Origin of the sequence: Arthrobacter sp. zg-Y820, assembly GCF_030142155.1 — a bacterium.
GTDB lineage: Bacteria > Actinomycetota > Actinomycetes > Actinomycetales > Micrococcaceae > Arthrobacter_B.
Genome location: NZ_CP126247.1, coordinates 1930912 through 1955766 on the forward strand (window position 1 = coordinate 1930912; position 24855 = coordinate 1955766).

General features: G+C 65.9%; 25 protein-coding genes. 13 read left to right on the forward strand and 12 right to left on the reverse strand.

The window, feature by feature from the left end:
- Positions 1 to 51: 51 nt before the first annotated feature.
- From QNO08_RS08745 to QNO08_RS08760, 4 genes are read right to left on the reverse strand one after another with little or no spacing between them, the layout of a single operon-like run.
- Positions 52 to 1164, reverse strand: a complete 1113-nt coding sequence (locus QNO08_RS08745; RefSeq protein WP_229965935.1) for an acyl-CoA dehydrogenase family protein — start codon at positions 1162 to 1164, stop codon at positions 52 to 54.
- A 7-nt stretch (positions 1165 to 1171) separates the two neighbouring features.
- Positions 1172 to 2176, reverse strand: coding sequence for an acyl-CoA dehydrogenase family protein (locus QNO08_RS08750; RefSeq protein ID WP_229965934.1), 1005 nt, complete (start codon positions 2174 to 2176; stop codon positions 1172 to 1174).
- Positions 2173 to 3351: an acyl-CoA dehydrogenase family protein gene (locus tag QNO08_RS08755; protein ID WP_229965933.1), complete on the reverse strand. Its 1179-nt coding sequence runs from the start codon at positions 3349 to 3351 to the stop codon at positions 2173 to 2175. Before QNO08_RS08755 ends, QNO08_RS08750 begins: the two co-directional genes overlap by 4 nt.
- On the reverse strand, positions 3348 to 4205 hold the full coding sequence (locus QNO08_RS08760) for an enoyl-CoA hydratase (protein WP_229965932.1): 858 nt from the start codon (positions 4203 to 4205) through the stop codon (positions 3348 to 3350). Before QNO08_RS08760 ends, QNO08_RS08755 begins: the two co-directional genes overlap by 4 nt.
- A 120-nt stretch (positions 4206 to 4325) precedes the next feature.
- Between QNO08_RS08760 and QNO08_RS08765 the strand changes: the two genes are divergently transcribed.
- The 3 genes from QNO08_RS08765 to QNO08_RS08775 are packed head-to-tail and all read left to right on the forward strand — an operon-like array spanning position 4326 to position 7459.
- The gene (locus QNO08_RS08765) at positions 4326 to 5495 is read left to right on the forward strand and encodes an acyl-CoA dehydrogenase family protein (protein WP_229965931.1); all 1170 of its coding nucleotides are present in this window, start codon (positions 4326 to 4328) and stop codon (positions 5493 to 5495) included.
- Positions 5492 to 6295 (forward strand): SDR family oxidoreductase, encoded by an 804-nt coding sequence (locus QNO08_RS08770; RefSeq protein WP_229965930.1) that lies wholly within the window; start codon positions 5492 to 5494, stop codon positions 6293 to 6295. Before QNO08_RS08765 ends, QNO08_RS08770 begins: the two co-directional genes overlap by 4 nt.
- Positions 6296 to 6307: 12 nt before the next feature.
- On the forward strand, positions 6308 to 7459 hold the full coding sequence (locus tag QNO08_RS08775) for an acetyl-CoA C-acetyltransferase (protein ID WP_229965929.1): 1152 nt from the start codon (positions 6308 to 6310) through the stop codon (positions 7457 to 7459).
- Positions 7460 to 7538: 79 nt separating this feature from the next.
- Here the strand turns inward: QNO08_RS08775 and QNO08_RS08780 are convergent, their stop codons facing one another.
- The 5 genes from QNO08_RS08780 to QNO08_RS08800 form a co-directional block, all read right to left on the reverse strand.
- The gene (locus QNO08_RS08780) at positions 7539 to 8213 is read right to left on the reverse strand and encodes a hypothetical protein (protein ID WP_229965928.1); all 675 of its coding nucleotides are present in this window, start codon (positions 8211 to 8213) and stop codon (positions 7539 to 7541) included.
- 85 nt (positions 8214 to 8298) lie between these two features.
- The gene (locus tag QNO08_RS08785) at positions 8299 to 9378 is read right to left on the reverse strand and encodes an NAD(P)H-dependent flavin oxidoreductase (RefSeq protein WP_229965927.1); all 1080 of its coding nucleotides are present in this window, start codon (positions 9376 to 9378) and stop codon (positions 8299 to 8301) included.
- Positions 9375 to 10127 carry a CoA-transferase subunit beta gene (locus QNO08_RS08790; RefSeq protein WP_229965926.1) on the reverse strand — a complete coding sequence of 251 codons (753 nt, stop codon included), beginning with the start codon at positions 10125 to 10127 and terminating at the stop codon, positions 9375 to 9377. Before QNO08_RS08790 ends, QNO08_RS08785 begins: the two co-directional genes overlap by 4 nt.
- Positions 10124 to 10975 carry a CoA transferase subunit A gene (locus tag QNO08_RS08795; protein WP_229965925.1) on the reverse strand — a complete coding sequence of 284 codons (852 nt, stop codon included), beginning with the start codon at positions 10973 to 10975 and terminating at the stop codon, positions 10124 to 10126. Before QNO08_RS08795 ends, QNO08_RS08790 begins: the two co-directional genes overlap by 4 nt.
- A 7-nt stretch (positions 10976 to 10982) precedes the next feature.
- Positions 10983 to 11741 carry an enoyl-CoA hydratase family protein gene (locus QNO08_RS08800; protein WP_229965924.1) on the reverse strand — a complete coding sequence of 253 codons (759 nt, stop codon included), beginning with the start codon at positions 11739 to 11741 and terminating at the stop codon, positions 10983 to 10985.
- Positions 11742 to 11837: 96 nt separating this feature from the next.
- Between QNO08_RS08800 and QNO08_RS08805 the strand changes: the two genes are divergently transcribed.
- The 5 genes from QNO08_RS08805 (at position 11838) to QNO08_RS08825 (ending at position 16927) form a co-directional block, all read left to right on the forward strand.
- Positions 11838 to 12743, forward strand: a complete 906-nt coding sequence (locus QNO08_RS08805; RefSeq protein WP_229965923.1) for an SDR family oxidoreductase — start codon at positions 11838 to 11840, stop codon at positions 12741 to 12743.
- Entirely contained in the window at positions 12740 to 13567 is an 828-nt protein-coding gene (locus tag QNO08_RS08810; protein WP_229965922.1) for a MaoC/PaaZ C-terminal domain-containing protein, read from the forward strand. Before QNO08_RS08805 ends, QNO08_RS08810 begins: the two co-directional genes overlap by 4 nt.
- Before the next feature lie 153 nt (positions 13568 to 13720).
- On the forward strand, positions 13721 to 14506 hold the full coding sequence (locus QNO08_RS08815; protein WP_229965921.1) for an electron transfer flavoprotein subunit beta/FixA family protein: 786 nt from the start codon (positions 13721 to 13723) through the stop codon (positions 14504 to 14506).
- Positions 14506 to 15492: an electron transfer flavoprotein subunit alpha/FixB family protein gene (locus tag QNO08_RS08820; protein WP_229965920.1), complete on the forward strand. Its 987-nt coding sequence runs from the start codon at positions 14506 to 14508 to the stop codon at positions 15490 to 15492. The genes QNO08_RS08815 and QNO08_RS08820 overlap by 1 nt, the downstream gene beginning before the upstream one ends.
- 346 nt (positions 15493 to 15838) lie before the next feature.
- The gene (locus QNO08_RS08825; protein ID WP_229965919.1) at positions 15839 to 16927 is read left to right on the forward strand and encodes a cytochrome b/b6 domain-containing protein; all 1089 of its coding nucleotides are present in this window, start codon (positions 15839 to 15841) and stop codon (positions 16925 to 16927) included.
- Between the two features lie 120 nt (positions 16928 to 17047).
- On the opposite strand, the gene QNO08_RS08830 is transcribed toward QNO08_RS08825, so the two are convergent.
- Entirely contained in the window at positions 17048 to 18895 is a 1848-nt protein-coding gene (locus QNO08_RS08830; protein WP_229965918.1) for a flavin-containing monooxygenase, read from the reverse strand.
- Between the two features lie 160 nt (positions 18896 to 19055).
- Here QNO08_RS08830 and QNO08_RS08835 point away from each other — a divergent pair, with 160 nt between their 5' ends.
- The 3 genes from QNO08_RS08835 to QNO08_RS08845 all read left to right on the forward strand — a co-directional run bounded on the left by QNO08_RS08835 (position 19056) and on the right by QNO08_RS08845 (position 22094).
- Positions 19056 to 19538: a MarR family transcriptional regulator gene (locus tag QNO08_RS08835; protein ID WP_229965917.1), complete on the forward strand. Its 483-nt coding sequence runs from the start codon at positions 19056 to 19058 to the stop codon at positions 19536 to 19538.
- A gap of 301 nt (positions 19539 to 19839) precedes the next feature.
- The gene (locus QNO08_RS08840) at positions 19840 to 21477 is read left to right on the forward strand and encodes a ribonuclease J (protein ID WP_229965916.1); all 1638 of its coding nucleotides are present in this window, start codon (positions 19840 to 19842) and stop codon (positions 21475 to 21477) included.
- 164 nt (positions 21478 to 21641) lie between these two features.
- Positions 21642 to 22094 (forward strand): ester cyclase, encoded by a 453-nt coding sequence (locus tag QNO08_RS08845; protein WP_229965915.1) that lies wholly within the window; start codon positions 21642 to 21644, stop codon positions 22092 to 22094.
- On the opposite strand, the gene QNO08_RS08850 is transcribed toward QNO08_RS08845, so the two are convergent.
- Complete coding sequence (locus tag QNO08_RS08850; RefSeq protein WP_229965914.1) at positions 22091 to 22603, reverse strand: DinB family protein; 513 nt, start codon at positions 22601 to 22603, stop codon at positions 22091 to 22093. The genes QNO08_RS08845 and QNO08_RS08850 overlap by 4 nt on opposite strands.
- Positions 22604 to 22637: 34 nt before the next feature.
- Here QNO08_RS08850 and QNO08_RS08855 point away from each other — a divergent pair, with 34 nt between their 5' ends.
- Positions 22638 to 23027 carry a RidA family protein gene (locus QNO08_RS08855; protein WP_229965913.1) on the forward strand — a complete coding sequence of 130 codons (390 nt, stop codon included), beginning with the start codon at positions 22638 to 22640 and terminating at the stop codon, positions 23025 to 23027.
- Positions 23028 to 23044: 17 nt separating this feature from the next.
- Here the strand turns inward: QNO08_RS08855 and QNO08_RS08860 are convergent, their stop codons facing one another.
- Positions 23045 to 24010, reverse strand: a complete 966-nt coding sequence (locus QNO08_RS08860) for a lantibiotic dehydratase C-terminal domain-containing protein (RefSeq protein ID WP_349774895.1) — start codon at positions 24008 to 24010, stop codon at positions 23045 to 23047.
- Positions 24011 to 24206: 196 nt separating this feature from the next.
- On the opposite strand from QNO08_RS08860, the gene QNO08_RS08865 reads away from it, so the two are divergent.
- Positions 24207 to 24707 (forward strand): hypothetical protein, encoded by a 501-nt coding sequence (locus tag QNO08_RS08865; protein ID WP_229965911.1) that lies wholly within the window; start codon positions 24207 to 24209, stop codon positions 24705 to 24707.
- Positions 24708 to 24855 lie beyond the last annotated feature (148 nt).

The window sequence follows — 24855 nt, forward strand, 5'->3', positions numbered from 1 at the left end:
GCGCTTGTTTGGTAGTCAGACTAGCATGAGCCGTCCCCGGCCTGGCGGCAGTTAGCCCACTGTGACGCCCAGGAGCACACCCAGACGGCGGCGGTGCGCGCGTGACTGTCCGAAGAGCTGGCCGGTGGCGTGGGCCCGCTTGAAGACGAGCTGGGCATCGTGTTCCCAGGTGATGGCGATGCCGCCGTGCATCTGCACGGTCTCGGACGCCACATGGTCGAGCGCGTCTGCGCACCAGGCAGCGGCGGAGGCGGCCCGCTCGGGCAGGTCGGCAGCATCCGTTCCGGCGGACCAGGCCGCAGCCCAGGCGGCGGTGCGCGCCGTTTCCACCTGGACGAGCATGTCAGCCATCCGGTGCTTGAGCGCCTGGAAGGAGCCGATCGGGCGGCCGAACTGCACGCGCTGCTTGGAATACTCGACCGTCATGTCGAGTCCTCGCTGCGCGGTGCCCACCTGCAGGCAGCTCACCGCGACGATGGCGATGTCACGGATTTTCTCCAGGGCTGCTTCGGCGTCCAGCCGGAGCGGCCGGGCGGGAACCCGGCTAAACGTCATCGTCGAGAAGCGCAGCGTGGTGTCCACTGCGGGGACGTTCACCCGCTGGATGGCGTCGACGTCGAGCACTTCGAACAGTCCGACGCCGTCCGGCGTGGCGGCCACCGCAATGACCGTGTCGGCACTGCCGCCGTCGAGCACCAGTGTCGCCGTGCCGTCAAGCGTCCACGACTCGCCGGGTGTGGCAACGATGCCCGACCCGCGGGTGCTCCAGCGGCCCTGCCCGTCGGCCCAGGCCAGCGTTGCCAGGGAGGTGCCCTCGGCGATGCCGGGGAGCAGCCGCTCCCTGGCCGCTTCGTCGTCGGCCTGCAGGATCGCGGCTGCACCAAGGACTGCGGAGGCGAGCAGCGGGCTGGGAGCCAGGGAGTAACCGAGCGCCTCCAGCACGAGGCCGGTCTCAAACCAGGTGAAGCCGACTCCGCCGTACTCCTCCGGAATGGCGAGCGAGGCGACGCCGACCTCTTCCACCAGGACACGCCACAGCTCGACGTCGTACCCGGCCTCGGATTCGGCGGCTTTGCGCACTGCTGCGGAGGTCGCGTGGCGGTTGAGCACCGCACGGATCGTCTTCACGAGCTCGTTCTGCTCGTCGGTCAGTGAGAAGTCCATGATGTCCTCAGCGGGTGGGGGAGACGACGGGGGAAGGCGCGGGGGAGGTTCCGGGGGACAGCAGGAGCGAAGCGATGCGGTCATAGTGATGGCGGGGAGTGCCCCACACGCCCATTAGGGCGCGCACCCGCGTGATCCACAGGCCCAGGTCGTGCTCCTCGGTGTAGCCGATCGCACCGTGAACCTGCAGCGCAACGCGCGCGGCCAGGTTGGCCGCTTCCCCGGCGGCGATCTTGGCCGCAGAGATGCTGCGGGCACTGTCGGGGTCCCCGAGATTCAGCGCGGCGCCGGTGACCAGCGGGCGGGCGAAGGTGAGGGCAATGCGCACGTCGGCGAGCTGGTGCTTGAGCCCCTGGTACTCGCCGATCGCGCGTCCGAACTGCTCGCGGATCTTGGCGTAGGAGACGGCCTCGGCCAGCAGGCGTTCACCCGCACCCAGCAGTACTGCCGAACACGCCAGCGTCGCCCGGTCGAGGGCCAGGGCCACCACGGCGGGATCAAGTGCGGCGGACTCCCCGGCGGCGGTGAGCTCATGAAGCGTGCGCGTCCTGTCGATTGAGGCGATCCCCGGTCCGGACGTGGCTGACGAAATGGACTCGGCGTCGACTAGGAAATGATGGCTGCTCGCAGCGGCGTCCAGGGCGTAGGGAACCAGCCCGGGCACTGCTGCAGTGGCAATGATCGAACCGTCAACGATGCCGCGGCGCACATCGGCACCGACCAGGTCGGGCAGCAGTGCTCCCGACTCGATGTAGGGCCCCGGCACGGCATGGTAGCCCAGCCGTTCGAAGGCGACCACGAGGTCGACGGCGGTGCCGCCCATGCCGCCGTCGGCCTCCGGAACGCACAGGCCAAGCAGGCCGAGATCGGCGAGTTGGGCCCACAGTGCCTGGCCCGACGCCGGGTCGCCGGCCGCCCAGGTCCGAGCGGCTTTCGTTCCGCCGGCACTTTCGATGATCTCGTCGACGGCTTCCGCCAGGGCCTGCTGTTCTTCGGTCAACACAAATTTCATGACACTCTCCTGCCGTCGCCGCCGCGGGGGAGGCCGAGTAGACGTTCTGCAATGATGTTGCGCTGGATCTCGTTCGTCCCGGCGTAGATCGGGCCGGCGATCGAGAAGAGGTAGTCGTCAACCCAGCGGCCGTCGGCCACGCCGGGGGTGCCGCGCAGCTCAGCCGCGGGGCCGAGCAGGGTCAACGCTGTTTCGTGCAGTGCTATGTCGAGTTCGGACCAGAACACCTTGTTCACGCTGCCCTCGGCGCCGATGTCGCCGCCGTTCTGCAGCGTGCTGACCGTGCCCCAGGTGTAGAGGCGGTAGGCCTCGGCCTTGATCCAGGCATCCACGACGGCGTCCCGCGCGAACGGATCCTCGTGCTGCTGGTCGTTCCACAGATCGATGAGCCGGTCGGCGGCTGCACAGAAGCGGCCGGGGGCGCGCAGGGAGAGCCCGCGCTCATTGCCGGCGGTGCTCATGGCGACGCGCCAGCCGTCGCCGGGGGCCCCGAGCACGTCCGCGTCGGGAACAAAAACATCCTCGAAGAACAGTTCGGCGAAACCCGTTGATCCGTCGAGCTGTGCAATCGGGCGCACGGTGAGGCCCGGGGCGTCCATCGGGAACAGGAAGTAGGTCAGGCCCCGGTGGCGGTCGGCGGCCGGGTCGCTGCGGAAAAGTCCGAAGCCGCGGTCGGCCCACACCGCACGCGAGCTCCAGGTTTTCTGGCCGCTCAGCAGCCAGCCGCCGCGCTCGTCGTCGCGGCGGGCGGTGCTGCGGATCGCTGCCAGGTCGCTGCCGGCGCCCGGTTCCGACCAGGCCTGCGCCCAAATCAGCGAACCGTCGGTCATCGGCTTCAGGTAGCGGGCGCGCTGCTCGTCGGTGCCGTGCTCGAACAGGATGGGCGCCAGCAGGGAGATGCCGTTCTGCGCCACCCGGGTCGGGGCGCCGGAGCGGTAATACTCCTCTTCAAAGAGCACCCACTCAACGAGCCCGGCGCTGCGGCCGCCGAATTCCTCCGGCCAGGCAACGGCCGACCAGCGGCCTTCGGCCAGGGTGGCCTCCCACTTCCGGTGGGCGATAAAACCCTCGGCCGTGTCCATCGACGGCAGCGGGGCCGGCGGCACGTGTTCGGCCAGCCAGGCCCGTGCCTCCGCCGCGAAAGCGTGCTGTTCGTCTGTCAGATCGAGGTTCATTTGGTAACCGCCGCGTCGCGCATGCCCTTGACTCCCATTCCGGCCAGCGAATCCGCGCCGACCTCTGCGTTGTGTGCGTGCGCCGCGTGGTGCAGCCCGAAGACCGAATCCATGCCGGCGCGGAGACCCTGCAGGTCTTCCGACTGATTGACTGCCTTCTTGGCGAGGGCCAGCCCGAGGCGGGGCATGGCGCTGATCCGTTCGGCCATGGCCATCACCGTGTCCTCCAGCTCCAAGGCCGGGACAACGTGGTTGACCATTCCCAGGTCGTGGGCGCGCTGGGCCGTAAAGCGGTCGCCGGTGAAGAGGAACTCCTTGGCGGCACGCGGGTTCATCACCCAGGGGTGGGCGAAGTACTCCACGCCGGGAATTCCCATCCGGACCACGGGATCCGAGAAGAAGGCATCCTCGCTGGCGACGATGAAGTCACAGGACCAGGCCAGCATCAGGCCGCCGGCGATGCAGGCGCCCTGGACCATGGCGATCATCGGTTTCGGGATCTCGCGCCAGCGCCGGCACATGCCGAGGTACACCTCGGATTCCCGGGCGAAACGGGAATCAACGCCCGTGGCGCCAACGTGGTCCCACCACATCACTGCCTTGCGCTCGAAGCTCTGGTCGATGTCACGGTCGGGGGTGCCGATGTCGTGTCCGGCCGAGAAGTGCTTGCCGTTCCCGGCCAGGACGATGACCTTGACCGCGTCGTCCTGCACGGCCTCCGTGAACGCGGCATCCAGTGCGTAGGTGACCTTCGAGTTCTGCGCATTGCGGTACTCGGGCCGGTTCAGCCGCACGATGGCCACGGACCCGCGGACCTCGTATGTAACAACCTCGTTGGAATCGTCGTTCTTCATCGTGGCTCCTCTCTGAGACACTTCCCCCTGTGATGTGGTTCACCAAACAAGTGCTTGGTTTGCTAGCATAGGCGAAGCTCGACTTTATGACCAATGGCGGTGGGCGATGAAAGGTGTTTCGTGGATCTGATCTATTCAGTGGAAGACGACGAGTTTCGTCAGGAGATCCGAGCGTGGCTGGAATCCAATCTCGTCGGCAAGTTTGCGCAGCTGCGCGGCCTCGGCGGATCCGGCCGTGAACATGAGGCCTTCGAGGAACGCCTCGAGTGGAACCGCCACCTTGCCGCGCACGGCTGGAGCTGTGTCAGCTGGCCGAAGGAGCACGGCGGGCGCGGGCTGAGCCTGCTCCAGCAGGTGATCTTCCATGAGGAGTACGCCAAGGCGGATGCTCCGGCACGGGTTAACCACTTCGGTGAGGAACTGCTCGGCCCGACGCTGATCGCGTTCGGCACTCCGGAGCAGCAGGCCCGCTTCCTTCCCCGCATCGTGGCGGTGGAGGAACTCTGGTGCCAGGGCTACTCAGAGCCGGGAGCCGGCTCGGACCTGGCCGCCGTCTCCACCAAGGCCCGGCTTCAGGACGGGCAGTGGGTGATTGACGGGCAGAAGGTCTGGACGTCCCTGGCGCACCACGCCGATTGGTGCTTCGTCATCGCCCGCACCGACTCCGGTCCGCGCAAGCACGACGGGCTCTCGTACCTGCTCGTGCCGATGGACCAGCCCGGCGTCGAGATCCGGCCGATCCTGCAGCTGACGGGTACCTCGGAATTCAACGAGGTGTTCTTCGACGGCGCCGTGACGGCTGCCGACCTCGTTGTCGGCGCGCCGGGTTCCGGCTGGTCGGTCGCCATGGGCACCCTCGGCTTCGAACGCGGTGTCTCCACGCTGGCGCAGCAGATCGCGTTCCAGCGTGAACTGGAGGCCGTCGTCGACCTGGCCCGCAGCAACGGTGCGATCGAGGACCCGATCATCCAGGACCAGATTGTCTCGGCGCACATGGGGCTGGAAATGCTCCGGCTGCACGGGCTGCGAACGCTGAGCGGCGAGCAGGGCATCGAGGCTTCCATCACCAAGCTGCTGTGGGCACCCTGGCACCGGGCGCTCGGCGAACTCGCCATGGCCGTCGCCGGTCCGGGCGGCCTCACCGTCGCTGCGGAGCCCTACGAGCTCGACGCACTGCAGACTCTTTTCCTGTTCAGCCGCGCCGACACCCTGTATGGCGGCTCGGATGAAATTCAACGCAATGTTATCGCCGAGCGTGTGCTCGGACTGCCAAAGGAGGCACGCGCATGAGTTCCTCGCGCATCGCACAACCCGTTCCCGCCTATGTTCCCGCCCACGGGCTGCTCACGGGCCGGCGCGTCGTCGTCACCGCCGCGGCGGGTGCCGGCATCGGCGCCGCGGCAGCACGCCGCTGCCTCGAAGAAGGCGCCGCCCTGGTGGTGCTCGGAGACACGCACGCCGGAAGGCTGGAGTCATCCGCCGCCGAGCTCGGCGCGGAGTTCGGGACCGAGCGGGTTCGCTGGGCCGTCTGCGACGTCACTGTGGAGGAGCAGGTCGAGGCGCTGCTCGACGCCGCCGAGGAGGCCGGCGGCGTCGACGTCATGATCAACAATGCGGGCCTGGGCGGCAGCGTTTCCATCCTGGAAATGACCGACGAGCAGTGGTCCAAGGTCCTGGACGTGACCCTCACCGGCACCTTCCGCAGTGTGCGTGCCGCGGCGCGCCGCATGGTTCGCAACGGAACCAAGGGCGTCATCATCAACAACGCCTCGGTCATTGGCTGGCGCGCCCAGGAGGAGCAGGCCCACTACGCCGCCGCCAAGGCAGGCGTCATGGCCCTCACCCGCTCGGCCGCGCTCGACGTCGCGCCGCACGGAATCCGCATCAACGCCGTGTCACCGAGCCTGGCCATGCACCCGTTCCTGGCCAAGGTCACGTCGGACGAACTGCTGGAGCAGCTCACCGCGCGTGAGGCGTTCGGCCGGGCTGCCGAACCGTGGGAAATCGCCAACGTCATGGTGTTCCTCGCCAGCGACTACTCGTCCTACATGACTGGTGAAGTCGTGTCCGTAAGCAGCCAGCAGGCCTGAGAGGACTTTGCCATGACCACCGCATACATCATCGACGCCGTCCGCACCCCGGGGGGACGCCGCGGCGGCTCCCTCGCCGGCATCCACTCCGCAGACCTCGGCGCCCACGTCATCTCCTCACTCGTTGAGCGCACCGGCATCGATCCCGGCGCCGTTGACGACGTCATCTTCGGCTGCACCGACACGCTCGGCTCCCAGGCCGGCGACATCGCCCGCACCGCCTGGCTGGTCGCCGGAATGCCCGATCACGTCCCGGGCGTGACCATTGACCGGCAGTGCGGATCAAGCCAGCAGGCCGTGCACTTCGCCGCTCAGGGAGTGATGTCCGGAACCGCCGACCTGATTGTGGCCGGCGGCGTGCAGAACATGTCGGCCATTCCGATTTCAGCGGCGATGACCGCCGGCCAACAGTACGGCTTCACCACTCCGTTTGCCGAGTCGCCCGGCTGGGTGGCGCGCTACGGAAACCAGGAGGTGTCGCAGTTCCGCTCGGCGGAGATGATCGCCGAAAAGTGGAACATCTCCCGCGAGAGCATGGAGGCCTTCGCGCTGGAAAGCCACCGCCGCGCGGTCGCCGCTGCGGACGGCGGACGGTTCGCGAAGGAGATCGTTCCGATCGCCGGGCTGGCCCATGACGAGGGCCCCCGCCGGGAGACGTCACTGGAGAAAATGGCGGCGCTTCAGCCGCTCACCGAGGGCGGCCGGATCACTGCGGCCGTGGCCTCACAGATCAGCGACGCAGCCAGCGCCCTGCTGATTGCCTCGGAAGGCGCCGTGGCCGCGCACTCCCTGACGCCGCGCGCCCGCATCCATCACATCTCGGTGCGCGCCGATGATCCGGTCTGGATGCTGACCGGACCGATCCGCGCCACCCGCTACGCGCTGGAGCGCGCCGGCATGAAGGTCGACGACATCGATCTGTTCGAATGCAACGAGGCGTTCGCGTCCGTCGTGCTCGCCTGGGCGCAGGAACTGAACATCGACAGGGACAAGATCAACGTCAACGGCGGCGGCATTGCGCTCGGCCACCCCATCGGTGCGACGGGCACCCGCATCATGGCCACGCTGCTGAACGAGCTGGAGCGCAGCGGCGGACGGTTCGGCCTGCAGGTGATGTGCGAGGGCGGCGGCCAGGCCAACGTCACCATCATCGAGCGCCTCTGACGCACGTCACCCGGGCACGGAAAAGGCGGCACGCATCTTCCGGATGCGGGCCGCCTTTTCCGTGCTGCAGAGGGGAAGGCTACGGCTTGACGGCTTCGCCGTGGAACAGCTTCTCCTCATGGTCCCAACTCGGGCTTGTGGTCACCAGCAGGTCCAGCGGGGCATCGTTCGGAACCGCGTACCCCATTTTCACCGTCTGGGTGCCGCCGGGGAGGATCTTGCCCTGGAACTGACCCTCAAGGCCGCTGCCCGTGTCGAAGACGCGCTTGCCGGCGGTGCCTTCGGCACCGTAATTGACGGAGGCGTTGAACATGGCGGGATCAAAGATCTCTTCGCTGTTGTTGGTGATGCTCACCTCGAACAGGCGCAGCTGGCCTCCGGTGGCTTCTGCACCCGAAGCATACTGGCTCGCTGTCGCGCCTCCGAGGTAGGAGACTTTCACGGTCAGTCCATCCTCATACGTCCACTCTTCACCGAACGCTGCAAGCTCGTCCTGGAGGTCCTTGGACTTGGTCTCGGACGCAGTCGGAGAGGCGGAGGAAGATTCTTTGGGCTTGCTCGAGGCGGAGGCGGATTCTTTGGGCTTGCTCGAGGCGGAGGCGGAGGAGCTTTCCGTGGGCTCGCTTGAGGCGGAGGCCGTCTCGGTTGCCGAGGTGCTTGCAGCCTCACCCTTGGCAGCGTCGGTGGAGCAGGCTGTCATGCCCAGCAACCCGGCGAGGGCCAATGCGGTGAGGGAGTTCTTCATGACGTTCATTGAGTGTGTTCCTTGATGTTGAGACTGACACAAACGGCAGTGTGTATCCTGAGTCACACATTGCCTTATGGAGTGTAACGGGCGGTTAGCCCTGGACGAGAACGGCTCCGCTGGCCGCCTTCAGCCGCAGGACCGCCTCGTCGACGATGCGATCGACCAGCTCCTGGCACGACGGCAATTCGTCGATGACCCCGACCACCTGCCCGGCAGCCAGCATGCCGGCGGAGGTGTCGCCGTCAACGAGCCCGGCCTTCAGGAGCATGGGCGTATTGGCGGCCAGCATCATCTGATTCCAGCTCCGGCCCGTGCCTCGCTTCATCGACAAACCGTCCCGTGCCATCTCCAGCCAGGACTGCCCGGAGAGCTCCTTGAACTGCAGGGAGCGGCGCAGGGTGGGCAGCAGCTGCCGCAGCCTTCCGGTGTCCTCCAGCCCGTTAACGAACTCGGTGCGCAGCAGCCGGTGCGGCATGCCGTCGGCCTTGGTGGTGACCACCGTTCCGTCGAGGCCGAAGGTGAGGTAGCGCTGTTTGATTTCCTCGGGCACCGAACTGTCGCTGGTGAGCAGGAACCGGGTTCCCATGCCGATGCCGACGGCGCCGTAGGCAAGGGCTGCAGCGAGACCGCGGCCGTCAAAGAAGCCTCCCGCCGCTATGACGGGGATGTCGACGGCATCGACGACAGTGGGCAGCAGCAGCGTCGTGGGGATGGCGCCGGTGTGCCCGCCGCCTTCCCCACCCTGGATCATGACGGCATCTGCACCCCAGGCGGCCACCTTTTCGGCATGCCGCGCTGCGCCAACCGAAGGAATCACGACAATTGCGTTCTCCTTGAGCCTGTCGATGAGCTCGCGCTTCGGTGCCAGCGCAAAGGAGGCAACCTTGACGCCGTACTTGATCAGCAGCTCGGCCCGCGCAGGGGCATCGGCCGCATCGGCGCGCAGGTTGACCCCGAAAGGCTTATCCGTGCGGCTCTTGACCGCAACGATGGCCTGCTCCAGCTGGGCGAGCGTCATCGTGGCGGAGGCAAGAATGCCCAAGGCCCCCGCCTCCGCCGTGGCGGAAACCAGCCGGGGCCCGGCCACCCAGCCCATCCCCGTCTGCACGATGGGATGGTCGACGCCGGTGAGTTCGGTGAGGGGGGTGGAGATGCGGTTTGCGGTGCTCATGAAGGGACCTCTTGTTCTCTGCGGTTCCGGGGATCGAGAACCTCCCGGATGAGATGCAGTTCGCGCTCATCGGGAAGGCGGGTGGTGCTGACGGGGCCCGCACTGTGCAGCGGGAATCCGGTCGCGGCCTGGATCTCCTCGAGGGTTACCCCGGGGTGCAGCGACACCAGCGCCATGCTGGAATCAGGTCCGCTGAAATCCAGGACGCCGAGGTTCGTGACAACTTGGTGCAGCCGGTGGAACCGGGCGGCGGTGCCGGCGGCACGGGCGCGGTCGGTGCCGATGCCGGTCACATAGTCCACGTTCTCGACGAAGTTGCGGCGGCTGTGGCGGGGGATCCAGTAGCTCGTGGCGTGGTTCACGGTGTTGGTGGCTGCGGCCCGGGTGCCCAGAAGCTGCCGGGTCGGCCGGGCATGCTCGCCGATGGCGGACAGATTCTGGTTTCCAAAGCGGTCGATCTGCGCCCCGCCCATCACCACGTGGCGGCGACCCGTGGTGATCAATTCGAACAGCTCACGGTACGGCAGGTAACCCGCCGGCGTTGTGCTTGGCCGGTCGACGGCCGGCACATCGCCGAGGATTGTCGACTCGCCGTCGCTGATCATGAGGTCGGGAGCGTGGGTCAACAGGGCGAGGCGCACACCGATGGTGGGCACCACGCCTGCCGGGCTGGCCAGAATGTCGGCCTGGCCGCGGAACAGATCGCTGCAGGCGGTGACGGCAACTTCGGCCCGCGTAACCGCGTTCACCGCACACCGGCCAGGTTCGCCCGGTAGGCGGCGTCGTCCAGATCCAGGTAGCGGGCGCGGAACGTTTGCCAGGCGTCGGGGGAGGACGCCGACTGCGCGTACTCCCGCTGAAAAGCCTCGTCACGGCCGTAGTCGGGCAGGCAGGACGTGAAGTGCGCGCCCAGCGGCGACTCAACCACGTGATCCACCATGGTGCGGTTCAGCAGCAGAGTGGAGGGGTGCGCGTTTCGGGTGAGTTCGGCAGTGGTCACCACCGCCTCCGCGCTGACGATCGTGCGCGCGGCGGCGCGGGCGAACAGGTCGTCGAAGTACGGATCGGGCCCGAGGCACTGGGCGTTGCCGAGTTCATCGGCGCGGTTGAGGTGCACCAGGGCCAGATCGAGGGGAATGGCCGGCATGGCCACCAGCACTTCGCCGTCGTCATAGGGCGAGGTGACCGTGCGGATGTGCGGGTTTCCCGCCAGGGCGTCCGCGCCGAGGCCGGAACGGGTCGCCTCGAAGGGGAGCCGCCGCCCGGCGGCGCGGAGCCCCGACACGAGCAGGGATTCGTCGAGCTCAACGGCTTCGACGGCGCCGGCCTGCCGAGCCGCGGCAAAGTGCGGTTCGATGGCAATCGAGTCAAGCGTGACGAAACCGTAAACCACGCGCTTGGCCTGTCCGGTGGCGCACAGGATTCCGACGTCGGGCCCGCCGAAACTGACGATTGTCAGGTCGCGGACTCCCGAGCGGACGAGGGCGCGCACCAGGGACATGGGCTTGCGCCGCGAGCCCCAGCCGCCGATGCCAATGGTCATCCCGTCGGTGAACTGCTCGATGACCGCCTCGGCATCGAGGACCTTGCTGGTCATTTTCCGGTCATTTCGCGGGGGAGTGGCCGGTGGCGACGAAGTCGTCGCGCAGGTCGTCGGCGACGCCGCCCAGATTGAGCTCGAAGGTGAAACCCTGTTCCCAGCGGTAGTTCTTCACGACATCGACGGGATCAATGCCGTTCAGCGCTTCCTTCGCCGCCCGCACCACGCGGGTGTCCTTGGCGGCGATTTCGTCAGCAAGGGCAAACGCTGCGGCGTCGAGCCGGTCGGCCGGGACCACCTCGGCCACGCTGCCCAGTTCGGCCAGCCGCTGCGCAGTGATGGTCCGGCTGGTGTAGTACAGGGTGCGCAGCAGATGCGCCGGCACGAGGCGGGAGAGGTGGGTTGCGGCCCCGAGGGCGCCGCGGTCCACCTCGGGGACACCGAAGTACGCGTCCTCTCCGGCAACGATGATGTCGGCACTCCCGGCGAGCCCCACTCCGCCGCCGAGGCAGAAACCGTTCACGGCCGCGATGACCGGCACCGGGCACTCGTAGATCGACTTGAAGGCGAGGTAGCAGCCGCGGTTCGCGCCCAGAATGGCGCTGAAGCCATCGGTGGCCTGCATTTGCTTGATGTCGACGCCGGCGTTGAAGCCCCGGCCTTCTGCCCGCAGGACCACAACGCGGGTGTCCGGGTCCTTGCCTGCTTCGTCGAGGGCCTCGCTGATCGCGAACCAGCCTTCCACGGGCAGGGCATTGACCGGGGGATAGTCCATGGTTACCGCACGCACGCCGTCGTGGTGCATCTTCGATGTAATTGCCATAATGTGACCCTACCTAACGTTTGCTTGATAGCCTAGCATTTGCTTGGTAGACGGTACACTGCAGAACATTGCAGTCAACTCAAAGGAGAGCACGACATGACCGGCATCTGTGAAGGACGAGTCGCCATCGTGACCGGGGCGGGCCGCGGCCTAGGGCGCGAACACGCCCTTGAGCTGGCACGGCAGGGCGCGAAGGTCGTGGTCAACGACCTGGGAACCACCCTCAACGGCGTGGCGGAGGCCTCGGGCCCAGCGCACGAGGTCGTGGCGCTGATTCGCGCCGAGGGCGGCGAGGCGGTGGCGAACGGAGCTGACGTCGCCGACTTCGAGCAGGCGGCCGCGCTGGTCCGGCAGGCCATCGACACCTTCGGACGCCTGGACGTACTCGTGAACAATGCGGGCTTTGTCCGCGACCGCATGCTGGTGAACACCTCGGAAGAGGAGTGGGACGCCGTCATCCGGGTGCACCTCAAGGGACACTTTGCACCGTTGCGCCACGCCAGCGAATACTGGCGCAACGAGGCCAAAGCCGGCAGGACGCACGACGCCCGGGTCATCAACACCTCGTCCGGCGCCGGCCTGCAGGGCAGCGTTGGCCAGGCAAGCTACTCGGCCGCCAAGGCCGGAATCGCCGGGCTCACCCTCGTCGCAGCGCAGGAGCTGGGCCGCTACGGAGTAACGGTGAATGCCATAGCCCCCTCCGCCCGCACCCGGATGACCGAAGGCGCTTTTGCTGAGGCGATGGCCATTCCGGAAAGCGGCTTCGACGCCATGAACCCGGCAAATGTTTCTCCGATCGTCGCCTGGCTTGCCAGCGGATCCTCCGCCGCCGTCACCGGCCGCGTGATTGAAATCGAAGGCGGCCGCATCTGCATCGAGGAGGGCTGGAACCATGGTCCCGCCGAGGACGCGGGACAGCGCTGGGACGCTGCGGCCGCCGGAGAGGCGATCGAGCAGCTGCTCGTCAAAGCCGCCACTCCCGAGCCGGTCTACGGCGTATGAGCACGGACCTGACCGGGGCAGGATCCACCGGCACTGAGCTCACCGGGGCCGGCGCCTGGGCCGGGCGTGCGCTCGGCGAACGCACCGTCGGCTATACCGAAACCGACGCCATCCTCTATGCGCTGGCCGTCGGCGCCCCGGCCGGCGACCTTGATCTGGTCTTCGAGGACCGGCTGCGTGTTCTCCCCTCGTTCGGGCTGACCCTGGCGCAGTGGGCACCGGATGTGCTGGCCGAGCAGGGAGCCTTCGACAACCGAGCCGTGCACGGATCGCAGGAGCTGGCCGTCCTCAAGCCGCTGCCGCGGTCAGGGGAGATCCTGCTCAACGCACGGGTGGGTGAGGTGTGGGACAAGGGCGCCGCGGCAGTGTTCAACGTGATCGTTGAATGTGAGTACTTCGTGGCGACGTGGAGCCTGTTCGCCCCCGGTTTCGGCGGTTTTGGCGGGGACCGCGGTCCGTCCAAGTCCGCAGCCCTGACCGAGGAACCCCTCGGCGGCGCAAGCGTGCAGACGGTAGCCAATCAGGCGGCGCTGTACCGCTTGCTGGGCGACCGGCACCACATCCACATCGATCCGCAGGCTGCGGAGCGCATCGGCCAGAAGCGCCCGATCCTGCACGGCCTCGCCTCGCTGGCATCCGCCACACTGCCGCTGGCCGAGCTTGCCGGAGCCCATCCCGCAGACCTCGTCCAGCTTGCCGGCCGCTTTGCCGGCGTCGTGTTCCCCGGGGATGAGATCACCGTGCGCACCTGGGAGGGCGGCCGCTTCGACGCCCGGGTGGGGGATCAGCCGGTGATCACCGAGGGCCTGGCGGTCTTCGGATGAGCACCCAGGGTCGAAGCAAGACCCCCGACTATGACACGAATCACAAGAACCGGCAGGTCTGGGATACGATCGCGGCGGGGTCCGCCGAGCCGAGACCGCGGTTGTGAAGACCATCAACAAAGAGTCTTTGACGACGATGACGAAGGGCACATGATGAAAATTGTTGTACTAATGAAAGAGGTTCCGGATACTTGGGGCGATCGTACCCTGGATCTGGAAACCGGCCTGCTGAATCGGGCCGGCAGTGATCTCGTGCTCGACGAGATCACCGAGCGGGCCCTCGAGGTTGCGCTGACGCACCGCGACAGCAACCCGGGAACCGAGGTTGTCCTGCTTGCAGTGGGCCCCGCGACGGTGCCCAACAGCTTGCGCAAGGGCCTGGCCATGGGCGCGGACCGCGCCGTGCATGTTCACGACGACGCCCTGCTGGGCGCAGACCTGACATTGACCGCCGAAACGCTCGCCGCCGCCATCCGGCACATCGGGTTTGACCTCGTCGTCGCGGGCAACCTCTCCACCGACGGGGGAGGCGGCGTCCTTCCCTCGATGCTCGCCGAACTGCTGGGCGTTGCCGGCATCAGCTCGCTGAGCACTGTCGAGATCACCGACTCGACCGTCGCCGGGCGCCGGAACATCGAGTCGGGCGCCTTCGAGGTCAGCGCTGCCCTTCCGGCAGTCATCTCGATCACCGAGGCCCTTCCCGATGCGCGCTTCTCAAACTTCAAGGGCATCATGGCCGCCAAGAAGAAGCCGTTCGAGACGCTTTCCCTGGCCGATTTGGGCATAACGGTCGACGAGAACGCCGGCCGGTCCATCATTATCGCGGTGGCGCAGCGCCCCGCGCGCACCGCCGGAATCCGCATTGAGGACGACGGCGACGCCGGTCAGCAGATCGCCGATTTCCTCATCCAGAACCAACTCATCAAAGGACGCTCATAATGACCGCCTACCCTGCGAACTCAGTTCTCGTGCTCGTCGATGTCTCACCGGCCGGCCAGCTCCGCTCCAGCGCAGCAGAGGTCATTGGCGCGGCCTCAACCGTGGGCACGCCCGTAGCACTCGCCGTCGCGGCGCCAGGCAACGCGGACCGGCTCAGCGCTGAGCTGGCGGCACTCGGCGCGGGTTACGTGATGATCAGTGAATCAGCCGAGCTCGACACGGCCGTGGTCTCGCCGCTGGTCGATGCACTCAGCGCGGCCGCTGCGGCCGTCTCGCCCGAGGCCGTGCTGGTCTCGAACTCCATCCAGGGCCGGGATGCCGCTGCACGCTTTGCGGCACGCTCCGGCTCGTCCCTGGCCGCGGATGCCGTCGGTGTTTCCCGTGATGAGGAGGGAGTAGTCGCCCACCACAGCGTTTACGGCGGCGCCTATTCCGTCGACTCCGCCGCTGCTGCCGGAACTCTCGTGATCACGCTCCGCCAGGGGTCGTCGAGCGTGCGGGCCGCCGCGCAGGACGCCGAAACAGAGCTGCTGGCTGTGGCTGCGTCCGGAGCACCCGACGCCCTCATCAACAGTTACGAAGAGACAATCGTTGCCTCCTCGCGCCCCGAACTGCGCGGCGCCGAGGTGGTCGTCTCCGGCGGCCGCGGCGTGGGATCCGGTGAGAACTTCGCCCTCGTTGAGAGTCTTGCCGATGCGCTTGGCGGAGCCGTCGGAGCATCGCGGGCAGCGGTGGACGCCGGGTACGTGGCGCAAACCCTCCAGGTCGGCCAGACCGGAGTGACGGTTGCCCCGCAGCTCTACATCGCGCTCGGCATCTCCGGTGCCATCCAGCACCGCGCGGGAATGCAGACCGCCAAGACGATCATCGCCATCAACAAGGACGCCGATGCTCCGATTTTCGAAATCGCCGACTTCGGCGTGGTGGGCGACCTGTTCACGGTAGTACCCCAGCTGGTCAAAGCAATCGAATCGAAGCGGGGATAGTTCCATGGTGAGGAAGGGCCTTCCCCGAGTTCCCGGCGCTCCCGCCGGCGAGGCGGGGGACAAGCAGGAGAATATTGCAACAGCAACACCAGTAACACCAGAAACCGCAACACCAGTGACGCCCGCATCCGATAACACCGCAGCAGCCGGTGCCGTGCCTGCCGGCGCAGCACCGGCTGCTGCGCCGGCTGGCAGGCGTCAGGGCCTGCCCCGCGCTGCCACCGGGACCAGCACCGCCCCCGCGCCGGCAGTCTCTTCGGCCGCCAATGGAAGCGGAGTAGGGGCGGCGGCCACACCAGCGGCAACCGCCACACCGGCTCCGGCAGTGCCGGGGCGACGTCAGGGTATGCCGCGCCCGGCCGCCGGAGGCAGCGGGACGCCGTCGGCTTCTCCTGCCGGTGCCCCGTCAGGTTCAGCTTCGGGTTCTGCTTCAGCGTCCGGTGCTCGGACCCAGGCTCCGGCTGCAGGCGCTGCCTCCGCCGCCGCGGCAGCCAATCCGGCAGGGAAAACGACGGCAAAACCTGCAGCAAAGGCCGGCGCTCCCTCGTCCGGGCGCAGCAGGCTCGCGCGGGGCGGTCTCGCGACTGCTGCGCTGCTCGCCCTTTTCGCCATCGCCGTTTTGGTGGCCAGATGGCTCGTCACCCAGGACTCCGTGCAGGGCTTCATCGCCCAGTACCCGGGTGAAAGCCACCTCCCGCATGACGCCCCCGTCGGGCTGCCGGGCTGGCTTGGCTGGCAGCACTTCTTTAATGCCTTCTTCATGGTCCTGATTATTCGCTCGGGCTGGCAGGTCCGGACGCAGCGGAAGCCGCCGGCATCCTGGACGCCGCGCTGGGGCAAGAATCCGAAGAAGATCAGCATCACCCTGTGGCTGCACCAGTCTCTGGACCTTCTCTGGCTGGTCAACGGGGGAATCTTCGTGGTTCTGCTCGCTGTTACCGGGCAGTGGATGCGGGTGGTTCCCACGAGCTGGGACGTTTTCCCCAACGCCCTTTCGGCCGCCCTGCAGTACCTTTCGCTGGACTGGCCCACGGAGAATGGCTGGGTGAACTACAACAGCCTGCAGGTGCTTGCCTACTTCGTGACCATCTTCATCGCGGCGCCGCTCGCTGCCGCCAGCGGGTTCCGGATGTCGGACCTGTGGCCTTCGAAGGCCAAGCGGCTGAGCACCCTTTATCCGATCGAAGTGGCGCGGGCCATCCACCTCCCCGTGATGTTCTACTTTGTCGGATTCATCATTGTGCACGTCGCCCTGGTGCTATCAACCGGTGCGCTGCGCAATCTCAACCACATGTACGGCGGCCAGGATGCGGTGAATTGGTTCGGGTTCTGGGTCTTCTTCGCCTCGCTGCTCGTGATGGTTGGAGCGTGGTTTGCGGCCCGCCCGCTGATTCTGGCTCCCATCGCCTCGCTATTTGGCAAGGTCGGGCGCTAACTTTCTCTCCAGGTCAGCGACGGAGAACACGAACAAAAACGCGATGAAGACAAGGACTCCGGACGGCGATCGCCGTCCGGAGTCCTTGTTTCGTTGTCGGCTCCTTACATTCTTTGTTTCCTAAGCGCGCTGGCTCTCCTTGACGGCCAGGACGTCAAGGATTTCCTCTTCACGCCACTTCTTGAGCAGGCGGTGGAAGACAACCGGCCCCGGCCCGAAGGAGAAGCTCACGGGCGGCGGATTGCCTTCACGGTTGTAGTAGCCCGGTGTGCATTCGGCCTGGAACTGCTTGTTGTCGTTCGATGTTTCCTGGATGGTCCGGCACCACGCATCTTCGGCTTCCGCCGTCGGCTCAATGTAGTCGGCTCCGGTCTCGCGTCCCTTGGCGATGACGGCGGCAATGTGGTTGGCCTGTTCGAGCAGGATATGCACAAAGTTGACGGAGTTGGCGTTCTGCATCGGGCCCAGGTGGAAGAGGTTGGGGAAGCCATTGGTATAGAAGCCGTGAAGCGTCCTCGGCCCCCGACTCCAGGCCTCGAGCAGCGTGCGCCCGCCGCGGCCGGTGACGGGCATGGCACCGGAGGTCACGCCCGAGACGCCGACCTCAAACCCGGTGGCGAAAATGACGCAGTCCACTTCGTATTCGACGTCGCCCACCACGATGGAGGTCTCCGTCATGCGCGTAATGCCGCCAAAGTCCGCTGTGTCGACCAGCGTAACGTCGGGGCGGTTGAACGCCTCCAGGTAGAAGTCGCTGAAGGTGGGCCGCTTGCACATGTAGCGGTACCAGGGCTGAAGCACTTCGGCGGTGGCGGGATCGGACACCACAGCGCCGATCCGCGCACGGATCTCGTTCATCTTGGCGAAGTCGACCAGTTCGTCGATCCGTTCCCGTTCCTCTGCCGAAACGGTCGTGTCAACGGAACCGCTGATCATCTTGCGCTGGAGCTGCGCCGTGGAAGTCCAGCCGTCGCCGACAAGATCTTCTTCCACCGGCTCGCCCGAGATAACGGAGAGGAAGTTGTCCATCCGCTCCTGCTGCCAGCCGGGCTTCAGGGACGCTGCCCACTCCGGATCGGTGGGGCGGTTGTCCCGGACATCCACCGAGGAGGGGGTGCGCTGGAAAACGAAGAGCTGCTCGGCGTCGCGCGCCACCATGGGAATCACCTGAATGCCCGTGGCTCCGGTGCCAATCACGGCAACCTTCTTGTCGGCCAGCTTTGACAGCCCGCCGAACTGGTTCCCGCCGGTGTAGCCGTAGTCCCATCGGCTGGTGTGGAAGGTGTGGCCCTTGAAGGAATCAATGCCGGGGATGCCCGGAAGCTTGGGCTGCGTCAGGGTTCCGGAGGAGGTAATGACCTGGCGGGCGCGCATCGTGTCGCCGCGGTCGGTCTGCACGATCCACTCCAGGGCCTCTTCGTCCCAGGTCAGGCTGCTGACCCGGGTGTGGAAGACGGCGTCGCGGTACAAATCGAATTTCTTGGCGATGGCCACGGCATGCCGGCGGATCTCCTCGCCCGGGGCGTACCGCTCGCTGGGCATCGTGCCTACTTCTTCAAGCAGCGGCAGGTACAGATAGGACTCAATGTCGCAGCGGATGCCGGGGTAGCGGTTCCAGTACCAGGTGCCGCCGAAGTCGCCGGCCTCATCCATCATGCGGATGTCCTCGACGCCGGCCTGGCGCAGGCGGGCACCGGTGAGCAAGCCGCCGAATCCGCCCCCGACCACCAGGACCTCGACGGAGTCGGTGAGCGGCTCGCGCTCAGTTCGCTCGGTGTACGGATCAGTGGCGTAGTAGCCGAAGGTTCCCGTGGCCGGCTGGTACTGCGTGGCGCCGTCGGGCCGGATCCGCCGGTCCCGTTCCTGCTTGTACTTTGCCCTCAGCGAATCAACATCGAGCGCATCAAGGATTTGACCGTCGTGGCGGGCGTGTCCGCCGGAGGTGGCGGTTGCACTGCGGTTGCTCATTTATCGTCCTTACTTCGTGGAAAAAGCAGCCCCGGCGGTTCCCCCCATTTACAGCTCGCCGGGATGCCCGTGGATCTCAACCATTCGAAAATAGTTAACTTCAGGCTAACTAATTGCACTGGATGTTTCCTGATCGGCTGCCGGCTACTACGGTGAGGACATGACCGATGGAGCCGAAGAGCGGCAGGAACGCGACCAAGTATTACGAAACCTCGAGTCGCTGGCCGATTCGTATCAGGCGACCACGCTGCCGGTTCTCCTCGATTCACTCCTGACAACTGATCTCACCATCCAGCAGCTGAAGGTGCTGGCCGTCCTGGCCACCACGGAGAACGGAACGACAGGCCGCGGACTGGCGGACTCATTCGGTGTTTCACTGGCCTCGATGTCGGGCCTTGTGGACCGGCTCGTCACGCAGGGTGCGGCTGCACGGTCCCAGGATGAACAGGACGGCCGAGTGCGCCGGGTCCATGCCACACCGCTGGGCAGGGCCCTCGTCAGGCGCCTCGTGGCGAACCGGCCCGAACTCAGTTCCGAGATCCTCAGACGGCTGTCGCTGGAAGACCTGCGGGCCTTGGAACAGGGGCTGCAGGCTGTCCATGCCGAGACCGTGCGGAGGCCTCCCGCAGGGCGAATGCGGTAATAGCAGAAGAAAATGAGAAGATAAGAGATGTCCATCGGTTTTGGACGACTCTGCCCGTGTGGGCTCATCACCGCTGACCATCCAAAGGGCGATCAAAGCGGTGACAGTCCGGTGGCCCAAGATGCGCATAGCTGCGCGCGGGCCCGGGGGAGTCGGCTCCGGAACGGACCACTGACCTCCTGGTGCAGCGGCGAACAGCTGCAGCACCCCCGTAGTAAACCCGTACTCGACGAAAGAACTTTCATCCGTGAATAGAACAGCTGCCGCACTAAAAGCCCCCCGGGAACTCGCCAAAGGAACCATGCGCATTGTCGCGCTGGGCGGCATCGGCGAAATCGGCAGAAACATGACTGTCTTTGAATTCGACGGCAAACTGCTGATCGTTGACTGCGGCGTCCTTTTCCCCGAGGAGATCCACCCCGGCGTTAACCTGATCCTGCCTGACTTCTCGTACATCCGTGACCGCCTGAACGATGTCGTTGGCGTCGTCCTGACCCACGGCCACGAAGACCACATTGGCGGCATTCCCTACCTGCTGCGCGAACGTGCGGACATCCCCCTGATCGGTTCCAAGCTGACTCTGGCGTTCGTCGAGGCGAAGCTCAAGGAACACCGCATCACCCCGAAGCTGATCCAGGTCAAGGAAGGCGACCGCCGCACCATGGGCGGCTTCGACCTCGAGTTCGTGGCCGTCAACCACTCAATCCCGGACAGCCTTGCCGTTGCCATTCGCACCGAGGCCGGAATGATCCTGCACACCGGTGACTTCAAGATGGACCAGTTCCCGCTGGACCGCCGGATCACCGACCTGGCCGGTTTTGCCCGTCTTGGCGCCGAAGGCGTGGACCTGTTCCTCACGGACTCCACCAACGCCGACGTGCCGGGCTTCATGGCCTCGGAGAAGGAACTGGCTCCCGCCATCGACACGGTGTTCCGCACCGCGCCGCGCCGGATCATCGTTTCCAGCTTCGCCAGCCACATCCACCGCATCCAGCAGGTCATTGACGCTGCCGACCGTTACAAGCGCAAGGTTGCCTTTGTGGGCCGGTCGATGATCCGGAACATGACCATCGCCGAGGAACTGGGCTACCTGAACATCCCCAAGGGCATCCTGGTGGACTTCAAGGCCCTTCAGCGCTCCGATGACCCCAAGGTTGTCCTGATCTGCACCGGTTCACAGGGCGAGCCGCTGGCAGCCCTGTCCCGCATGGCCAACAAGGACCACCCGATCCGGATCCAGGAGAATGACACCGTGCTGCTGGCCAGCTCGCTGATCCCGGGTAACGAGAACGCCATCTACAGCGTCATCAACTCCCTGACCCAGTTGGGCGCCAACGTGGTCCACAAGGGCAACGCCAAGGTCCACGTCTCCGGCCACGCCAGTGCCGGGGAACTGGCCTACTGCTACAACATCGTCAAGCCGCGCAACGTCATGCCGGTCCACGGCGAATGGCGCCACCTGAAGGCCAACGCGGCCATCGCCGTCGCCACCGGCATGGACCCGCGCGACGTCGTCATCGCAGAAGACGGCGTGACCGTTGACCTGCGCCGCGGCCGCGCGTCGATTTCCGGCAAGATCCCCGTCGGCCTGGTCTTCGTGGACGGCGACAGCGTCGGCCACACCACCGAGGATGACCTCAAGGAGCGCCTGCAGCTCTCCGAGCAGGGTTCCGTCACGGTCCTGGCCCTCATCGATCCGGACACCGGCACGGTTGCCGAGCCGCCGGAGTTCTTCATCAAGGGCTTCGCCTGCAGCCCGGGCGACGTCAAGAAGGCCGAAGCCGTTGTGGAAAAGGCCATCAATGACGCAGCCAACGGCCGCGGCCGCGGTGCCCGCAATGAAGACCCCGAGGTCATCATTGAGCGTTCCGTTGCCAACTGGATGCGCCGCTTCTACAACCGCACGCCTGCCGTCACGGCGATTGTCGTGGATGCCTAAACCCGTCTCGGGGCGGTAGCCCCCTGCAGCGGCAAAAAGAAGGTCCGGCGTCGTAATTCCGACGCCGGACCTTCTTTTTGCTTCTGGCCCTGTCGGTGCTGCGGGCCGGGTCCTATCGTTCCATCAGACCCCGTTCCATCAGACCCGCCTGCAAAGGAGCTGAAATGGACGACGACGGACTTCCGGAGAGCGTACGGGTCCTGCGGCGCATTCTCTTTGAAGGCTTCGCCACGGGCGATACCGCCCTTGTGAACGAGCTCGTCTCTCCGGATCTCATCGAGCACCAGTTCGGGCTCGAGGGCCGCGGACCCGATGCCGTTGCCCACGTTAAAGAGGCCATCCGGCAGGTCCACGAGGCCATGCCGGACATCAGCTATGAACTCGAAGACTGGGCAACGCGCGGCAACACCGCCTGGGTGCGCTTTCGCGGACGCGGCACGAATACGGGGCCGTTTTTCGGACCGCCGAGCGGAAAGACGGTTGAAGTGACGGTAATTGACATCGCCGTTGTCGCTGACGGGCGCATCACTGAACACTGGGGAGTGCCGGACCGCTTTTCGCTGCTCCAGCAGACCGGCGTGCTCAAGCGCTTGAGGCCGGGCGCGGCTGAGGGCTAAGCCCGTGCCACACCTCGTGCGGCAATGATCTGCTCGCGCAGGACGTCCGCATGGCCGCAGTGCTGGGCGAGTTCGCGGAGCACATGAAGATAGATCCACCGCATCGGCAGCGGCCCCCTGCGATTCCCGTGCACAACGTCATGGATTCCGCGGCCCGCTGCCGCGGCCCGCGACGCCGAACAGGCCAGGCTGTACGCGGCGCGGACGGAGGCGATGGTGTCCTCCGGAGTGAGGTCGAACGACTCGTCAGGTCCCGCCGGGCAGCCTATTTCGGCTCGGGAAAGGCACGTGATCGCCTCGTTGAACCACACCTGCTCCACAAAGGTGGCGTGCTTGACCAGTCCCAGGAGAGTCGTTTTTGACGGCACGAGCCTGCTGCGGACCTCCGTTTCGGTCATGCCGTCGAGGCAGTCATAGAGGGCACCGCGGTGGTCGTCGAGAAATACTTGGAACTGCAGTTCCAACGGAGATGCGAAGGCAGCGGAATCATGGCTTGACGGTGTACTCACGAATGCGACCCTACCGCTCCTATACGCTTCCTCCATGCCGCGATTTCACTTCAGTCCCCAGCTCCACCAATCCACAGCTCCGTTCTCCCATTTCGTGCAGCACGGCGACACGGGATACACGGCCGGCATCATTGGACAGCGTCCCGACGACGGCGAGCTGGTTTCGGCCGATGTCGCCGAGCAGTGTGATGCAATGCTGACGAACCTCGAGGCTCTCCTGACGGAGCAGGGCCTGACCTTCAAAAGCCTGGTGCGCGTCACCATCCATTTGACGGACTATTCCGATTTCGCTGCCATCAATGCCGTGTACGCCAGGCGCATCCCGGCACCGCACCCGGCCCGCACCACGCTCCAGGCAGCTGGACTGCCGCTGGGTGCAAAGGTGCAGCTGGATGCGGTCGCCACCGTCGGGTCCCCAGGCTAAGCGGGCCGGGCATCTTCCTAAGGGCGCAGGCCGCGCAGGGTGGCTTCACGGTCCTTGCTCCACGAGCGGGCATACAGCCCCAGCGCGGCTTCCTCCAGCACGTCAAAACCGAGACGGTTGAGCAGTTGACTGCCCTGGTACACAGTGAGGTGCTGGGCGCTTCGACTGACCCGCTCCTTGTCCGCTCGGTACAGGTACCCGTCGATGGCCCGGGACCAACGCCGACGCCAGTTTTCCACCGCGGGTTCCGAAGCCGTAACTGCCATCAGGCGGTGGGCGGGCATGATCCGCGGCGCCAGCCGCGCTGTGAGGTCCTCGCGCAGCTTCGCGGCCTGCGGGCCAACGGATCCGGTGCAGCCGCGCAAATGGCTGTCCCAGTAGTAGTCCCAGGAAACGCTCCTGCGGTCAGCCCAGATGGACGAGCGCGGTCCGCGCATCATTGCGTGTGCGGTATCGAAGAGCAGCAGTGCCGCCAACGGGGAGCGGCTCTGTGCATTGGGAAAGCAGGACAGAGCCCAAGCAGCGAGGTCGGAGGACAGCTCGCCAACTTCAGCCGCCAAGTTCAGGCCCTCCAAGCCGCCGAACTTGGCCAGGGCAGACTCGAAGTTGGGCATCACGGACTCTCCTCCCCAGCAGGACGGGCCAGGGCAGAACCGTTGCTCGGAGATGTCCAGGCTGCCCAGCTGGGCAACAGCGTGATTTACCAGCGCCCGGGTGAAAGACAGCAGACGTTCCAGGACAGCAGGGGGAGCAAGGACACGGACCTGCACGGATGATGTTTCGGGTCCCTGAGACAGCTTGTAAGACCACCGCTCGGCGCCCAGCACCCGGGCCTGTGCAGCCAGCGGCGTCACAATTTGACCAACCACCGGGTCACGGACTTCCTTCCTTGCAGGCTGAATGGTCAGGATCCACCATGTGTTTTTGTGATTCAGTAGACTGGCGCCATTGTCAGGAGTCAATCGACACATTTTCCCCCCCATATTTGCTTATTGCCGGTGATATTCCCTTGCCGGCAGGGAAATCCCCACTCCACAAAGAGTCACACGTAAGAAGCGGGTGGAGATGGTGCATGGGCTTTAATCCTTTGAGGATCGAGAATCCATTGCCAAGTCAAAGTAACTGTGCTCTGCTGAAACAACAGACCACCCAGGGTCACGGGGATCCGGTAAGGACCGCATGACAGACGGTTCATGGGCTCCAGCCCTTGCTGCGTTGCTGGACAACGAACTGACCGGATCCTTCGGCGGGGTTTTGTTCCAGGTGACGGCGCTGACGTCCTTCGACGCGTCCAGCGTGGAGGTGGTGTGGACCGACGGCCCGCCAATGTATGCGGTCGACGTCATTATTCGCCGGTCGGCCGCATACTTTGAGGTAAGTTTCCTCGGGCCCAGACCGCGCCTTGCCCGCGGGTGCATCTCCAAGAGACGAACCATGAGCCCGGAGGCCGAGGAGCAGCTGCTCAGCCTGCTCGGCTCCGCCCTGGGGATTGAGGAGTTCGACTTGGAACATGTCCATCCAACACCGCCGCTGCTCACAGCGCCCGGAGGACGCACCACCGCGGGCACCGTTCCCGAATTCCTGGATGTCCTTTTTGAACGGACCAGCTTTTGCATGCAGTGCCCGGCTCCCAGCTCGGGCGGATCCGTAGCCTGCCCGTGCATTATTCCCAGGGATTAACGGACCGGTACCGCTGAATTTCCGTTAAGGTCCGTCCCGGATCCGTTAGGAATCCGTGAGGAAACGTTAATTGCCCCTTTCCAGGGGATCTACTCGTAAAGGCGCATCCGCGCCCTGCCGGCTGCCGCAGCCGGCAGAGGACAACGAT